Source organism: Citrobacter sp. Ce129 (assembly GCF_030334545.1).
In the GTDB taxonomy this organism is placed as follows: domain Bacteria; phylum Pseudomonadota; class Gammaproteobacteria; order Enterobacterales; family Enterobacteriaceae; genus Citrobacter; species Citrobacter europaeus.
This window is the reverse complement of record NZ_JAOWDS010000059.1, coordinates 322,883-337,721: the sequence shown is the minus strand read 5'-3', so window position 1 is coordinate 337,721 and position 14,839 is coordinate 322,883. Positions and strand designations below refer to the sequence as shown.

Sequence of the window (14,839 nt, the reverse complement as noted above, 5' to 3'; positions counted from 1 at the left end):
AATTTTTCTCTTCAATCAACCGGCTGTTTGTGTGAAGTGATTCACATCCGCCGTGTCGATGGAGGCGCATTATAGGGAGTCGACTCAGGAAGACAAGCGGAAAAATGCATTTTTGTTTCAACCGCTCACCTTTTATCCATTACGCTTACTTTTGCTGCTTTTTTATTGCCATTGGCAAGTCTGCCAGACTGTTTATGACCAAATCTGCCGCATTTTCTGCTTCCGGGGTAACAGGTTTACCCGTGCGCACCAGTACCCTAGTGCCAACATTCGCAGCCGCCGCCGCCTGCATATCTTCTATTTTGTCGCCTACCATATAAGAAGCGGCCATATCGATGTGCAGGAAGTCTCGGGCGGAGATCAACATTCCAGGATGCGGTTTACGGCAGTCGCAGACCTGACGATATTCTTCTATAGTTCCTTGCGGATGATGTGGGCAATAGTAGATACCATCCAGATCAACGTCGCGATCCGCCAGCGACCAGTCCATCCATTCGGTCAACGTTTCAAACTGTGCCTCAGTAAATTTACCGCGAGCGATACCAGACTGGTTGGTCACGACGATCAGTGCGTAACCCATGCTTTTAAGTTCACGCATGGCATCAATAACGCCGTCGATAAACTCGAACTCGTCAATCTCATGTACGTAACCATGGTCCACATTAATGGTGCCGTCACGGTCGAGAAAAATTGCGGGTACAGATTTTGCCACCTTTTATAGCTCCTGAATAAGGCATGTGGCTCTAGTATCGCATGTTTCGGCGGGCAAGAAAGTGCTCATCGTGCAAAGCTAGATTGATTTAGACGTCTGGATGCCTTAACATCCATCTTGTTGACGGCTTCGACCGTACCAGACAGACGAAAATGCCACGGCTAACTTAATTACGATAATAAATAACCAATGATTAAACTTTCGAATATCACCAAAGTGTTCCTGCAGGGGACTCGCACCATTCAGGCGCTTAATAACGTCAGCCTGCACGTTCCTGCCGGGCAGATTTATGGCGTCATTGGCGCCTCGGGTGCCGGTAAAAGTACGCTCATCCGCTGCGTTAACTTACTTGAACGCCCTACCGAAGGCAGCGTTCAGGTTGGCGGTCAGGAGCTGACGACGCTTTCTGAGTCAGAACTGACTAAAGCTCGCCGTCAAATCGGCATGATTTTCCAGCACTTTAACCTGCTATCTTCCCGTACCGTGTTTGGCAACGTCGCGCTGCCGCTGGAACTGGATAACACGCCAAAGGAAGAGATCAAACGCCGTGTAACAGAGTTGCTTGATTTAGTCGGTCTTGGCGACAAGCACGATAGCTATCCGGCCAACCTTTCCGGTGGACAAAAACAACGTGTGGCGATCGCCCGTGCGTTGGCAAGTAATCCCAAGGTGCTGCTGTGCGATGAAGCTACCAGCGCACTCGATCCGGCAACAACCCGTTCGATTCTGGAATTATTGAAAGACATTAACCGTCGCCTGGGACTCACCATTCTGCTGATTACCCACGAGATGGACGTTGTAAAACGTATTTGTGACTGCGTGGCGGTCATCAGTAATGGTGAACTGATTGAGCAGGACACCGTCAGCGAAGTGTTCTCACACCCGAAAACGCCGCTGGCACAGAAATTTATCCAGTCCACGCTGCACCTGGATATTCCGGAAGATTATCTGGAACGTTTAAAAGCGGAGCCGGAAGCCGACAGCGTGCCGATGCTGCGTATGGAATTCACCGGTCATTCGGTCGATGCACCATTACTCTCTGAGACGGCCCGTCGCTTTAATGTGAATAACAACATTATTAGTGCGCAGATGGATTATGCCGGCGGCGTGAAGTTCGGCATCATGCTGACTGAAATGCACGGCACACAAGAAGATACACAAGCGGCCATTAACTGGTTGCAGGAACACCATGTAAAAGTAGAGGTACTGGGTTATGTCTGAGCCGATGATGTGGCTGCTGGTTCGCGGCGTATGGGAAACGCTGGCAATGACCTTTGTGTCCGGTTTTTTTGGCTTTGTGATTGGCCTGCCGGTTGGCGTGTTGCTGTACGTAACCCGCCCTGGGCAAATCATTGAGAACGCGAAGCTCTATCGTACGCTCTCTGCGCTAGTGAACATTTTCCGTTCCATCCCATTTATCATCTTGCTGGTGTGGATGATTCCGTTCACCCGCATGATCGTGGGTACCTCTATCGGGCTGCAGGCCGCTATCGTCCCGCTGACCGTTGGCGCCGCGCCTTTTATCGCCCGTATGGTGGAAAACGCGCTGCTCGAAATCCCGACCGGGCTGATTGAAGCCTCGCGTGCAATGGGCGCTACTCCGCTGCAGATTGTGCGTAAGGTATTACTGCCAGAAGCACTGCCAGGACTGGTCAATGCGGCCACCATCACCCTCATTACGCTGGTTGGTTACTCGGCGATGGGCGGTGCCGTCGGTGCAGGTGGTCTTGGACAGATTGGTTATCAGTACGGCTATATTGGTTACAACGCTACCGTAATGAATACAGTACTGGTATTGCTCGTCGTTCTGGTTTATTTAATTCAGTTATCCGGCGATCGCATCGTTCGGGCTGTCACGCACAAATAACGTTGCACACAACACTAAAAACTCATTAAGAAAAGGAAATAAGCATGGCGTTCAAATTCAAAACCTTTGCGGCAGTTGGAGCCCTGATCGGTTCTCTGGCACTTGTGGGTTGCGGTCAGGATGAAAAAGATCCTAACCACATCAAAGTGGGCGTTATTGTTGGCGCAGAGCAGCAGGTTGCAGAAGTCGCGCAGAAAGTGGCTAAAGAAAAATACGGTCTGGACGTTGAGCTGGTCACGTTTAACGATTACGTTCTGCCTAACGAAGCGCTGAGCAAAGGCGATATCGATGCTAACGCCTTCCAGCACAAACCGTACCTGGATCAGCAGATCAAAGATCGCGGTTACAAACTGGTTGCCGCAGGTAATACTTTTGTTTACCCGATTGCGGGTTACTCCAAAAAAATCAAATCATTGGATGAGCTGCAGGAAGGTTCTCAGGTCGCGATTCCAAACGACCCGACTAACCTTGGCCGTTCCTTACTGCTGCTGCAAAAAGTGGGCTTAATCAAACTGAAAGACGGTGTTGGCCTGCTGCCGACCGCACTGGACGTGATTGAAAACCCGAAAAACCTGAAGCTGGTTGAACTGGAAGCGCCGCAGCTGCCGCGTTCTCTGGACGATGCGCAAATCGCACTGGCGGTCATCAACACCACCTACGCCAGCCAGATCGGCCTGACCCCGGCAAAAGACGGTATCTTTGTTGAAGATAAAGATTCTCCGTACGTAAACCTGATCGTGACTCGTGAAGACAATAAAGATGCTGAGAACGTGAAGAAATTCGTTCAGGCATACCAGTCTGATGAAGTGTACGAAGCAGCAAACAAAGTCTTCAACGGCGGTGCTGTTAAGGGCTGGTAATTTTAGGCTGTTTACAGAATCTGTAATATCATCAGGACGGGCGCTTGCCCGTCTTGTCATTTATGCAAGCACCTGATTCAATATCTGACGTTTAGATCATTCATTGAGGAAATATTATGCGTGCTTTACCGATCTGTTTAGTAGCACTCATGCTGAGCGGCTGTTCTATGTTAAGCAGATCCCCTGTTGAACCCGTTCAAAGCACCGCTACCCCGCCTAAAGCGGAGCCGGAAAAACCAAAAGCACCGCGCGCGACGCCGGTAAGAATCATTACTAACGCTGAAGATTTAGTGGGTAAACCGTTCCGCGATCTCGGCGAAGTTAGCGGCGAATCCTGCCAGGCATCCAACCAGGATTCCCCTCCGAGCATTCCAACCGCACGCAAACGCATGCAGATTAACGCCTCTAAAATGAAAGCGAATGCGGTATTGCTGCACAGTTGCGAAGTGACCAGCGGAACGCCGGGTTGCTATCGCCAGGCGGTTTGCATCGGTTCTGCACTGAACATTTCGGCGAAATGAGCCATTTTCAGTTCGAGCAAATAGGCGTTATCCGCTCACCCTATAAAGAAAAGTTCGCCGTGCCACGCCAGCCAGGTCTGGTGAAAAGCGCCAGCGGTGAACTGCATTTGCTCGCACCTTATAACCAGGCCGATGCCGTTCGCGGCCTGGAAGCCTTCAGCCATTTGTGGGTGATTTTTGTTTTTCACCAGACGATGGAAGGTGGATGGCGTCCAACCGTGCGCCCTCCCCGTCTTGGCGGCAACGCCAGAATGGGTGTTTTCGCCACGCGTTCAACGTTTCGTCCTAACCCTGTTGGCATGTCATTGGTTGAGCTGCGGGGCATTCGCTGCCATAAAGAGCACGTCATCCTCGAGCTTGGCGGGCTGGATCTTGTTGATGGCACGCCGGTAGTGGATATAAAACCGTATCTGCCGTTTGCCGAATCGCTGCCTGATGCTCGCGCCAGCTATGCTCAGAACGCGCCGCAGGCCAGTGTAGATGTGACGTTCAGTAAAGAGCTCACTGAGCAGCTATTAAAGCTCGAACAACGTTACCCGCATCTTCGTCAGTTTATTGCCGAAGTGCTGGCGCAGGATCCACGCCCTGCCTACCGTAAAAACGAGGAAGAAGGCAAAACCTACGCCGTCTGGCTGCTGGACTTTAACGTTCGCTGGCGCGTCACGCCGTCAGGATTTGAGGTCTTTGCGCTGGAAGCCCGCTAATTTGCGTCGCCTACTCTTTTGACATCCCTTTCTCGCTGGTAAACTAAACCACTTTTGTTTTGTGCCAGGCTCATTTTGAGCCTGTTCGATCGTTCAACTGGAACCGTAACAACATGCGTACTAGCCAATATTTGCTCTCCACTCTGAAGGAGACACCTGCCGACGCCGAGGTCATCAGCCACCAGCTGATGCTGCGCGCCGGGATGATCCGCAAGCTGGCCTCCGGGTTATATACCTGGCTGCCGACCGGCGTGCGCGTCCTGAAAAAAGTCGAAAACATCGTGCGTGAAGAGATGAATAACGCCGGTGCGATCGAGGTGTTGATGCCGGTCGTTCAGCCTTCTGAACTGTGGGAAGAGAGCGGCCGTTGGGAACAATATGGTCCGGAACTGCTGCGTATTGCTGACCGTGGCGATCGTCCGTTCGTACTCGGCCCAACGCATGAAGAAGTGATCACAGATCTGATCCGTAACGAGCTGAGCTCCTACAAACAGCTGCCGCTGAACTTCTATCAGATCCAGACCAAATTCCGTGACGAAGTCCGTCCGCGCTTCGGCGTGATGCGTTCCCGCGAATTCCTGATGAAAGATGCCTACTCTTTCCACACCTCTCAGGAATCCCTGCAGGAAACCTACGACGCGATGTACGCCGCGTACAGCAAAATCTTCAGCCGTATGGGTCTTGATTTCCGTGCGGTACAAGCGGATACCGGTTCTATCGGCGGCAGCGCCTCTCACGAATTCCAGGTGCTGGCGCAGAGCGGTGAAGACGATGTGATCTTCTCCGACTCCTCCGACTATGCAGCAAACATCGAATTCGCCGAAGCCGTGGCGCCGAAAGAGCCGCGTGCGGCAGCAACCCAGGAAATGACGCTGGTCGATACGCCGAACGCTAAAACCATCGCCGAGTTGGTTGAGCAGTTCAACCTGCCTATCGAAAAAACCGTGAAAACCCTGCTGGTGAAAGCGGTTGAAGGCAGCAGCTACCCGCTGGTTGCGTTGCTGGTTCGTGGCGATCACGAGCTGAACGAAGTCAAAGCGGAAAAACTGCCGCAGGTTGCCAGCCCGCTGACCTTCGCCACCGAAGAAGAAATTCGTGCGCTGGTAAAAGCAGGTCCAGGATCGCTGGGGCCAGTGAACATGCCGATTCCTGTGGTTATCGACCGTACCGTTGCGGTAATGAGTGATTTTGCCGCCGGTGCCAACATCGACGGTAAACACTATTTCGGTATCAACTGGGATCGCGACGTGGCTACGCCAGAAGTTGCTGATATTCGTAACGTCGTCGCCGGAGACCCAAGCCCGGATGGCAAAGGTACGCTGATGATCAAACGCGGTATCGAAGTGGGCCACATCTTCCAGCTGGGGACCAAGTACTCTGAAGCGATGAAAGCCGCCGTTCAGGGCGAAGATGGTCGTAACCAAACGCTGACCATGGGCTGCTACGGTATCGGGGTTACTCGCGTGGTAGCTGCCGCTATTGAGCAAAACTTTGACGATCGCGGCATTGTATGGCCAGACGCTATCGCCCCGTTCCAGGTGGCGATTCTGCCAATGAACATGCACAAGTCCTACCGTGTGCAGGAGCTGGCTGAGAAGCTGTACGCCGAGCTGCGCGCGCAGGGTATTGAAGTACTGATGGACGATCGTAAAGAGCGTCCGGGCGTGATGTTTGCCGATATGGAACTGATCGGTATTCCACACACTATCGTGCTGGGCGACCGTAACCTCGACAACGACGATATCGAATACAAATACCGTCGTAACGGCGAGAAAGAGCTGATTAAAACCGGCGACATCGTCGACTTCCTGGTCAAAGCCATTAAAGGCTAATACCGACAAAAGGCCCTGATTATCAGGGCCTTTTTTTACATGGATTGTATAAAATGGCTAAACCAGCGGCGTATTATCGCCTGCTCTTCCCCTTCTTTTTTCTGCTTTCAGCCTGCACGCTTGACGTCAGTCAACAGAATTCATCTGCAACCGCCGTCGATGCCCAGGCAAAAAAATGGGCGATAAAATTCCAGCGACAAAGCTCCTTTACTGCTAAGGCATTGCATGAGATTACAGATACCGAACTCAAGCCTGGCGATCTGTTATTTTCTTCTAGCCTTGGGGTTACCTCATTCAGTATCCGCGCGTTCAGTACTTCTTCTGTCAGCCATGTTGCCGTTTACCTGGGTAATAATGAAGTTGCAGAAGCAACCGGGGCGGGCGTGCAAATCGTTTCTCTTGAGCAGGTGGAAAAGCACAGCGATAAGCTTTTTGCCCTGAGGGTCCCCGACCTCACTCCACTGCAGGCCGAAGAAATCAAAATATTTACCTATAAAATCAAGGACAGCGGCTATAACTATCGCGGCATCGCAGAATTTATTCCGTTTATGATGACCAGGCAAATATGTTCGTTAAATCCTTTCTCAGAGGATTTTCGCCAGCAGTGCGTCAGTGGACTGGCGAAAGCACAACTGAGCAATGCCAGCGAGGGAGAAAAGAAGGCGTGGTTTTGCTCCGAATTCGTGACTGATGCGTTTGCCAAAGCCGGGCACCCGCTAACGATGGCGCAGTCGGGTTGGATTAGCCCTTCCGACCTGATGCATATGCGCGAAGGCGACATTTCCGCGTTTAAGTCTGAAACGAAGCTGCAGTATGTCGGCCACCTGAAGTTAGGTATTTATATCAAAACGAGTCGTTTTGTTGGATTGATCCGATAAAACCTTATCAGCCGAAAACAGGAAAACTGTCCGGGAAATCACCGGACAGTTTTTAAAAGCGACAGATTAATTTTCGCAACTCTGCCCAGGGATAAACTTAATTTCTTTATCCGCTATTAACGTTTTCACGGGCGCGCCCGTATCCGGATTTGCTTCCATCGTGAAGTGCCCTTCCACCGTGAGCAGCACCGCCTTATCCGTTGCGCCACGCGCAACCAGATAATCTCGCTCCAGTTGTGCATTGTTCGCGACAGAAACACGCTTACCCGTTGTGCAGTCGGTAAAGATTGCGGCATCCGCCATATAGAAATACATCCCCCGCATCGGCATTGGCGTCACCGGTAAGCTGGCGGAAACCGGCTGGAGCGTGTAGTTGAACTGTGACTCAATCGGGTTACCTTCACGATCGAGCATCTCCAGCGCTTCACCTTTTGCCCGGTAGTACGACTTTTCACCTTTACTGTCAGTCAGCACCAGTTTGTCGGCAGTGCGCGCCCATGTACCATAAGAGGCAAAAGAGGACGGTTCATCCCGCACGCCCTGATAGCGTTCGTTCATCACCCATGTGCCGTCTTTTTCCAGGAACAGAGAAGTTTCAATTCCTTCGCAGTCCGCGCAAGGCAAAATGCCACGCCAGCTTTGCTGCATCGGTTTTAATTCTGCCGCCCGCGTCGGCTGTAGTACTTCGACTTCAGTACGGTTGTTACAGCCGATCAAGGAAAAAAGCGTACATGCAGCGACTACGGACAATATTGCTGTTTTCACTATGAATTCCTTATAAATTTTTATTCCTGCTCGTCAGTCTTGTGTTCGACGAACTCTCCCGCGCAGTGCTTTCACTGTGGACTTTTGCGCCTTCGATGACAACCTGCGCTCTTTCGAGGCGCGCGTAGGGCGAGTTGCCTGTCGGCTTTTTTGCACTGCGGTTAATTCTTTTATTACCGCGACCAGTCGGGCGATTGCCGCTTCCCGATTAAGCTCCTGGCTACGGTATTCCTGTGCCTTAATGATAATCACGCCATCACCGCTAATCAGATGATGGCTGGCGGCAAGCAGTCGTTCCTTATAATACTCTGGCAGGCCAGAGGCCCGAATGTCAAAGCGCAAATGGATAGCCGTCGAGGTCTTGTTAACGTGCTGACCGCCCGCGCCCTGCGCCCGAATCGCCGTGATTTCCAGCTCATTGTCAGGGATAGAGACGTTTCGGGAGATAACAATCATGAACGCGGCTGCCACGCGGTCAGATGAATTTCCAGATTGTTCTGAGAGTCAGACAACCAGATAGCGCCGTCCTGGATAGTCGCCTGCAGCGCCATTGTACGACCAGCAAAATCACTCAGTTGCGCCAGTTGTTCATCATCCAGATACCACACGGTCAGATTTTTAAACTGCGCGCACTTGTTCTGGTTTTGCTGCCACCAGATCTGGGCCGCACGGCTGTTGTAAGCAAACAGGGCAACCTCACCAGACTGGGTACAGGCTTTTTTAATACGGCGCTCATCCGGCAAACCCAGCTCAATCCAGAGATCAATGCCCAGATGGTCGTTACGCAGCCATGCTTCAGGCTCGTCTTCCGCGCTCAGGCCACGCGTGAACTGCAGCCGTTCATCGGCATATTTAATCCATGCCAGCAGGCGCAGCATCATGCGCTCCTGGGTTTCAGAGGGGTGACGCGCCAGCGTCAAGGCCGCGTCAAGGAACTGGTTGCGGTCGAGATCCGCTACGTTGACAACGGCTTTATAAATTGTCGCTTTAAGCGCCATGAGAGAACTCCTTTCGAATCAGGCGCACATTGTAGCGAAAACTGCGGCAAAAGGCTGCTAACTGCTCCTCTATCAAGGCGCTGATATTGCTTGAATGAGTATGGTATAGTCACCTTGCTAAACAGAGTTTATCTTCGTAGGCTTAGACTTGCATCCACGGTTAAGTCAGAATGCTGACAGGAGGGCATGTGGAAAAATATTGTGAGTTAATACGCAAGCGGTACGCGGAAATCGCCAGCGGAGACTTAGGGTATATCCCGGATGCGCTGGGTTGCGTATTGAAGGTGCTTAATGAAGTGGCGGCAGACAGCGCCCTTCCAGAGTCGGTCAGGGAAAAAGCGGCGTATGCTGCCGCGAACTTACTGGTGAGCGATTATGTCAATGAATGAAACGTATCAACCCATCAACTGCGATGATTACGACAATCTTGAACTCGCCTGCCAGCACCATTTGTTACTGACGCTGGCGCTAAAAGATGGCGAAGTTTTGCAGGCGAAAGCGAATGACCTGGTTTCGCGTAAAAACGTGGAATATCTGGTCGCCGATGTCGCGGGTGAAACCCGGGAGCTTCGTCTCGACAAAATTGCCAGCTTCAGCCACCCGCAAATCGGTACCGTGGTGGTCAGCGAATCTTAATTTTCTTGTACCTTATCAGGCCTAAATGACCAGGCCTGATAAGCGCAGCGCCATCAGGCATGCCAAACCAGACTCACACCAGCCCCATCTTCCGCTATACCCTCACGCGTCACAAAAACACCCGCAGCCGCTATCAGCGTTTCGCCATAAAACAACAGCGGCGTGGTATCTCGACGCCAGGGTGGGATCCCCTGCTCCTGCCAGATTTTCTTTAATTTACGTCCACCGTTACGCCCGACAATATGCAATACGCCTGGCGCTTTAAAACGAATGCTGACGGCTTCATCCGCTTGTGGCATACGCAATTCACCAGCAGAGATGAGCTGCACAGAGCCTAACCCAACTGGCAGCGTCAACGGCGTTTCCCAGCATGGCCACGGGATGACGGTTTCACTTTGCCCATCGACCGGTTTGACCCACCATAGCTGTGACTGATAGCGACGGACCTCGTATTCTCCAAGTCGAAAACAGGGAGAAGCATCTTCCCGCGCCAGCGCCACTTCCTGCCAGATACGTTCCAGTCCATCACGGGAAGGCATCGGTGCATTTAACCCCGCCAGCCAGCGACGAAGCAGAGCGGCACGCCGTACGCCGCTCATTGTCATTAACGGCGTCAGTAACAGTGTGCCCTGGACAGTCACACATTGCGCTAAATCGTTGGCCAGCAGTTCATCCAGTAAACTTTCCTGCTCGGCGCACAGCGCGGCGCTGCGGGCAACGGCTTGCGCGAAGTGCGGCCAGCGCTGTTGCAGTTGCGGGATAACGCGCAGACGCAGGAAATTGCGATCGTAGGCATCATCCTGATTACTTTCATCTTCGATCCAGCATAATTCATGCTGCCGCGCCCATGTTTCAAGCGCCTCTCGCGTTTGCGCCAGCAACGGTCGAATCAGTTGGGTTCCGGCGAACGGTGAGTTTTCGCCCATGGCAGAAAGTCCGGCAGGACCGCTGCCGCGCTTAAGCGCCAGCAGAAAGGTTTCACACTGGTCATTGAGATGCTGGGCGGTCATCAGCACCTCGCCCGGTAGTAAGGTCTGTGCAAATGCCTGATAGCGCGCGCGTCGCGCCTGAGCTTCGATGCCCAGACCATCATCCTCAAGATGGACTCGTTCAACCACCAGCGGCACCTGCCACTGCGCACATACCGACTCACAGTGCTGCACCCAACTGTCTGCCTGCGGGCTTAATCCGTGATGAATATGGATTGCGCGTAAAGCGAGCTCAGGATTTTGCGCTCGCCACAGCACCAGTTGATGCAGCAGTACGGTAGAGTCCAGCCCGCCGCTAAAGGCGACCAGAATCGATTGAGAATTCAGCAGTGAAGTGTTCAGCGTGAGTGTCGTCATGATGGTTACTTACAAGGGCATTGCCCGGCACGTTACCGGGCTAACGCCACAATGACAAGCCTTACAGCTCGTACAGTTCGAGCGGTAATCCGTCAGGATCGTTAAAAAACGTAAAGCGTTTGCCGGTAAACGGATCGATACGCACGGATTCGCACTTCACGTGGTGAGCTTCCAGATGCGCAATCGCTTTTTCCACGTCGTCCACGCTGAACGCCAGATGGCGTAAACCGCAGGCTTCCGGTCGACTCGGGCGGCAAGGTGGAAACGGAAAAGAAAAAAGCTCAATCACATAATGACCGTTCAATGCCAGATCGCCTTTCCACGAGTCACGTTCTTCCCGGTAGGCTTCGCTGATTAGCGTAAAGCCCAGCACATCGCAGTAAAATGCCTTACTCGCCGCGTAGTCCGTCGCAATGATAGCAATATGGTGAACCTGTTTTAATCCCAGCATAGGGTCATCGCCTCTTTCGTTTTTCTGTCAGCACGTTACTCATGCGTAATGGGTTCAGGCAAGTCGTTATGCCATTTTTAAGACTCTCACACGATACACGCCGTCCTCACCCAGTTTAGCGCCATGAATATCGGTTTCAAATCCAGGATAATGCTGGCCCACTGAACACAACATCAGCAGAAAATCGAGTACAGCGCGGCTATTGGCAGTGATCATTTCTCCAGGCATCAGGAGCGGCACGCCGGGAGGATAAGGCAGGATCATATTAGCGGAAATGCGCCCCACCAGTTGATCAAGCGCGACGGTTTCAACCTCACCTTTGATCTGCCGCTGCCAGGCCTGGTGCGGCGTCATTTTCATCTCCGGCAAGGTATCAAATGCCCGCAGCATCAGCCCGGAGAGATCGTGTTGACGGATGAGCTTATGGATCCCCTGCGCCAGATCCTGAATACGCATATTGCGATAGAAATCGGGATCCTCGGCATACAGATCCGGCAGCATATTTTTCACGCGTAAATTCAGATCGTACGAGCGCTTAAATTCCGTCAGGCCGCGCAACAGCCCCATCGCCCGGGTTTTATCAATGCCGATACTGAACAGGAATAACAGATTATACGGTCCTGTTTTCTCGACAACGACGCCGCGTTCATCAAGGAATTTCGCCACCAGCGCGGCAGGAATCCCCTCTTCACTCATATTTCCCTGTTCATCCATCCCCGGCGTCAGAATCGTGACTTTCACCGGGTCGAGGAACATGTGGTCGGCATCAGCATCGACAAATCCGTGCCAGTCTTCACCAGGCGCTACTGGCCAGCACTCCGCTTCATCTACCTTTTCCGGCTGCCAGATATCAAAGAACCAGCCATCTGATTCTTCGCGTAGCCGCTGCACTTCTTTGCGAAAATGCAGTGCTCGTTCCACCGAACGATTGATTAACCGCTTGCCTGAATTGCCACGCAGCATTGCCGCCGCCGTTTCTATCGACGCCACTATCGGGTAGCTCGGAGACGTGGAGGTGTGCATCATAAAGGCTTCGTTGAACGTGTCTTCGTCGTAATCGCCCTTAATGTGGATCAGAGAAGCTTGTGACAACGCCGCCAACATCTTGTGGGTGGACTGGGTCTCAAAAATCACCTTTCCCGGTACCCGTTCACCGCTCATCCCGCTTTTCCCCTGATAGATCGGATGAAAATGGGTATACGGCACCCAGGCAGAATCAAAATGGATGGAGGGCACATCCAGGGTTTGCTTGATCCAGTTGGTGTTATACAGCAGGCCGTCATAGGTGGAGTTGGTGATCACCGCATGTACCGGCCATTGCGCCTGAGGGGTCTCTTCTACCTTGCGTTCAATACTTACGCGGGTAAATTCCCGGCGGGGTATACCGCCCAGGATCCCCAGCGCGTTACGCGTAGGCTTCAGCCAGATGGGCACGACATCGTTCATCATCAGCAAATGCGCCAGCGACTTATGGCAGTTGCGGTCGATCAGCAGCGTACTGCCTGCAGGCGCGGCGTACATGCCAACAATCTTGTTCGACGTCGAGGTGCCGTTGGTCACCATATAGCTCTGCTCGGCGCCAAAAGTGCGCGCAATATACTCCTCCGCTTCCAGATGCGGCCCGGTATGATCCAGCAACGAGCCCAGCTCGGTCACAGAAATTGACACGTCGGCTTTCAGCGTATTGCCGCCAAAGAAATCATAGAACAGGCAGCCGACCGGGCTTTTCTGATACGCCGTTCCCGCCATGTGTCCGGGCGTGCAGAAGGTATACTTTCCTTCCTTCACATAGGTAAACAGCGCTTTGGTGAAAGGAGGCGTGATGTTATCGAGGTATTCGCTGGTATACTGGCGAATGCGGGTGGCAATGTCCTCAGACTGGCCCAGCGCATACTCAAAAAACCACAACGCCATGCGCAGGTCGTGCGCGCTGACATCCATCGTCGAATGGGTATTAATAAAGGCGTAGAGCGGGAGATACTCGTTGAGCTGGTTGATATCACTGCACAGCTCCAGGCTATATTCATCCCAGTCAAAAATGACGCCGCAAATTCGCGGGTTGTGTTCGATAAACTTCAGCAGGTCGACGCTGTTCTGCGGCCAGATAATCTGAAACCCCTGCTGTTGCAGCGCACGCTCAAGTTCCTTGATGGGCTCATCTTTATAAAAGACGCCATGCGGTCCCATGATGGCAATGATATTCATTCGTTCCTCCTGGAAAAACCTTAGTTAATCATAGCCTGGCCAAACCACAGGTAAAAAAAAGGGCCACAGCATAGTGGCCCTTTTCAGAATTAATGCAGTTTACGCGTAACCGTAGCTCATCAGACGCTGGTAACGACGGTTTTTCAAATCTTCTTTGCCTAACACGTCGAGGTCGGCGAGATCGGCCAGCAGCTGTGCCTTCAGGGACGCAGCCATGACTTCCGGGTTGCGGTGCGCGCCGCCCAGCGGTTCCGGGATGATAGAGTCGATAAGCTTCAGCTCTTTCAGACGCGGCGCGATAATCCCCATCGCTTCTGCGGCCAGCGGCGCTTTGTCGGCGCTTTTCCACAGAATGGAGGCGCAACCTTCCGGGGAGATAACGGAATAGGTGCTGTATTGCAGCATGTTCACTTTATCGCCTACGCCGATCGCCAGCGCGCCGCCGGAACCACCTTCACCGATGACGGTGCAGATTACCGGTACGCTCAGACGCGACATTTCACGCAGGTTGCGTGCGATCGCTTCAGACTGACCACGCTCTTCCGCGCCCACGCCCGGGTAAGCCCCTGGGGTATCGATGAAGGTAATGATCGGCATATTGAAACGCTCGGCCATTTCCATCAGACGCAGCGCTTTGCGATAGCCTTCCGGCGCTGGCATGCCGAAATTGCGACGGATTTTTTCTTTGGTCTCACGGCCTTTCTGATGACCAATAATCATCACCGGACGGCCATCCAGACGCGCGATGCCGCCGACAATAGCTTTATCATCCGCATAGGCACGATCGCCCGCCAGCTCATCAAATTCATCAAATGCCAGGCGGACATAATCCAGGGTGTACGGACGCTGTGGATGGCGCGCCAGCTGGGCTACCTGCCATGCGCCGAGATCGGCGAAGATTTTACGCGTCAGTTCTACGCTTTTTTCACGCAGACGATGCACTTCTTCATCGATGTTAATATCCAGTTTCTCATCCTGACGGCTAACCGCAGTCAGAGAATCGATTTTTGCTTCCAGCTCTGCAATCGGCTGTTCAAAATCAAGGAAATTCAGACTCATAGTAT

17 protein-coding genes are annotated in these 14,839 nt (G+C 52.6%); 9 read left to right on the top strand and 8 right to left on the bottom strand.

Annotated features, from left to right (window positions below):
- Positions 1-145 precede the first annotated feature (145 nt).
- Entirely contained in the window at positions 146-712 is a 567-nt protein-coding gene (gene gmhB, locus OGV77_RS11150) for a D-glycero-beta-D-manno-heptose 1,7-bisphosphate 7-phosphatase (protein ID WP_087051041.1), read from the bottom strand.
- A 189-nt stretch (positions 713-901) separates the two neighbouring features.
- Between gmhB and metN the strand changes: the two genes are divergently transcribed.
- The 7 genes from metN to OGV77_RS11115 all read left to right on the top strand — a co-directional run bounded on the left by metN (position 902) and on the right by OGV77_RS11115 (position 7,374).
- The gene (gene metN / locus OGV77_RS11145) at positions 902-1,933 is read left to right on the top strand and encodes a methionine ABC transporter ATP-binding protein MetN (protein ID WP_043018505.1); all 1,032 of its coding nucleotides are present in this window, start codon (positions 902-904) and stop codon (positions 1,931-1,933) included.
- Positions 1,926-2,579, top strand: coding sequence for a methionine ABC transporter permease MetI (locus tag OGV77_RS11140; protein ID WP_003018471.1), 654 nt, complete (start codon positions 1,926-1,928; stop codon positions 2,577-2,579). The genes metN and OGV77_RS11140 overlap by 8 nt, the downstream gene beginning before the upstream one ends.
- Positions 2,580-2,623: 44 nt before the next feature.
- Complete coding sequence (gene metQ, locus OGV77_RS11135) at positions 2,624-3,439, top strand: methionine ABC transporter substrate-binding lipoprotein MetQ (protein ID WP_006686809.1); 816 nt, start codon at positions 2,624-2,626, stop codon at positions 3,437-3,439.
- A 116-nt stretch (positions 3,440-3,555) separates the two neighbouring features.
- The gene (gene rcsF, locus OGV77_RS11130) at positions 3,556-3,960 is read left to right on the top strand and encodes an envelope stress sensor lipoprotein RcsF (protein WP_043018504.1); all 405 of its coding nucleotides are present in this window, start codon (positions 3,556-3,558) and stop codon (positions 3,958-3,960) included.
- Positions 3,957-4,664, top strand: coding sequence for a tRNA (N6-threonylcarbamoyladenosine(37)-N6)-methyltransferase TrmO (tsaA, locus tag OGV77_RS11125; protein ID WP_087051040.1), 708 nt, complete (start codon positions 3,957-3,959; stop codon positions 4,662-4,664). Before rcsF ends, tsaA begins: the two co-directional genes overlap by 4 nt.
- 113 nt (positions 4,665-4,777) lie before the next feature.
- On the top strand, positions 4,778-6,496 hold the full coding sequence (gene proS, locus OGV77_RS11120; protein WP_043018502.1) for a proline--tRNA ligase: 1,719 nt from the start codon (positions 4,778-4,780) through the stop codon (positions 6,494-6,496).
- A gap of 53 nt (positions 6,497-6,549) precedes the next feature.
- On the top strand, positions 6,550-7,374 hold the full coding sequence (locus tag OGV77_RS11115) for a YaeF family permuted papain-like enzyme (protein WP_087051039.1): 825 nt from the start codon (positions 6,550-6,552) through the stop codon (positions 7,372-7,374).
- Positions 7,375-7,440: 66 nt separating this feature from the next.
- On the opposite strand, the gene nlpE is transcribed toward OGV77_RS11115, so the two are convergent.
- From nlpE to OGV77_RS11100, 3 genes are read right to left on the bottom strand one after another with little or no spacing between them, the layout of a single operon-like run.
- Positions 7,441-8,142, bottom strand: coding sequence for an envelope stress response activation lipoprotein NlpE (nlpE, locus tag OGV77_RS11110; protein ID WP_087051038.1), 702 nt, complete (start codon positions 8,140-8,142; stop codon positions 7,441-7,443).
- 30 nt (positions 8,143-8,172) lie between these two features.
- Positions 8,173-8,595, bottom strand: coding sequence for an alternative ribosome rescue aminoacyl-tRNA hydrolase ArfB (gene arfB / locus OGV77_RS11105; RefSeq protein WP_047406060.1), 423 nt, complete (start codon positions 8,593-8,595; stop codon positions 8,173-8,175).
- On the bottom strand, positions 8,592-9,137 hold the full coding sequence (locus OGV77_RS11100; RefSeq protein WP_003018497.1) for a YaeQ family protein: 546 nt from the start codon (positions 9,135-9,137) through the stop codon (positions 8,592-8,594). The genes arfB and OGV77_RS11100 overlap by 4 nt, the downstream gene beginning before the upstream one ends.
- A 188-nt stretch (positions 9,138-9,325) precedes the next feature.
- Between OGV77_RS11100 and OGV77_RS11095 the strand changes: the two genes are divergently transcribed.
- Positions 9,326-9,526: a YaeP family protein gene (locus tag OGV77_RS11095; protein WP_003018499.1), complete on the top strand. Its 201-nt coding sequence runs from the start codon at positions 9,326-9,328 to the stop codon at positions 9,524-9,526.
- Complete coding sequence (rof, locus tag OGV77_RS11090; protein WP_003018503.1) at positions 9,513-9,773, top strand: Rho-binding antiterminator; 261 nt, start codon at positions 9,513-9,515, stop codon at positions 9,771-9,773. The genes OGV77_RS11095 and rof overlap by 14 nt, the downstream gene beginning before the upstream one ends.
- Positions 9,774-9,826: 53 nt before the next feature.
- Here the strand turns inward: rof and tilS are convergent, their stop codons facing one another.
- The 4 genes from tilS to accA all read right to left on the bottom strand — a co-directional run bounded on the left by tilS (position 9,827) and on the right by accA (position 14,834).
- Positions 9,827-11,119: a tRNA lysidine(34) synthetase TilS gene (tilS, locus tag OGV77_RS11085; RefSeq protein ID WP_286502656.1), complete on the bottom strand. Its 1,293-nt coding sequence runs from the start codon at positions 11,117-11,119 to the stop codon at positions 9,827-9,829.
- A 61-nt stretch (positions 11,120-11,180) separates the two neighbouring features.
- Positions 11,181-11,570, bottom strand: coding sequence for a VOC family protein (locus OGV77_RS11080; protein ID WP_043018497.1), 390 nt, complete (start codon positions 11,568-11,570; stop codon positions 11,181-11,183).
- 66 nt (positions 11,571-11,636) lie between these two features.
- Positions 11,637-13,775: a lysine decarboxylase LdcC gene (ldcC, locus tag OGV77_RS11075; RefSeq protein ID WP_043018496.1), complete on the bottom strand. Its 2,139-nt coding sequence runs from the start codon at positions 13,773-13,775 to the stop codon at positions 11,637-11,639.
- Positions 13,776-13,874: 99 nt separating this feature from the next.
- Positions 13,875-14,834: an acetyl-CoA carboxylase carboxyl transferase subunit alpha gene (accA, locus tag OGV77_RS11070; RefSeq protein ID WP_043018495.1), complete on the bottom strand. Its 960-nt coding sequence runs from the start codon at positions 14,832-14,834 to the stop codon at positions 13,875-13,877.
- Positions 14,835-14,839 lie beyond the last annotated feature (5 nt).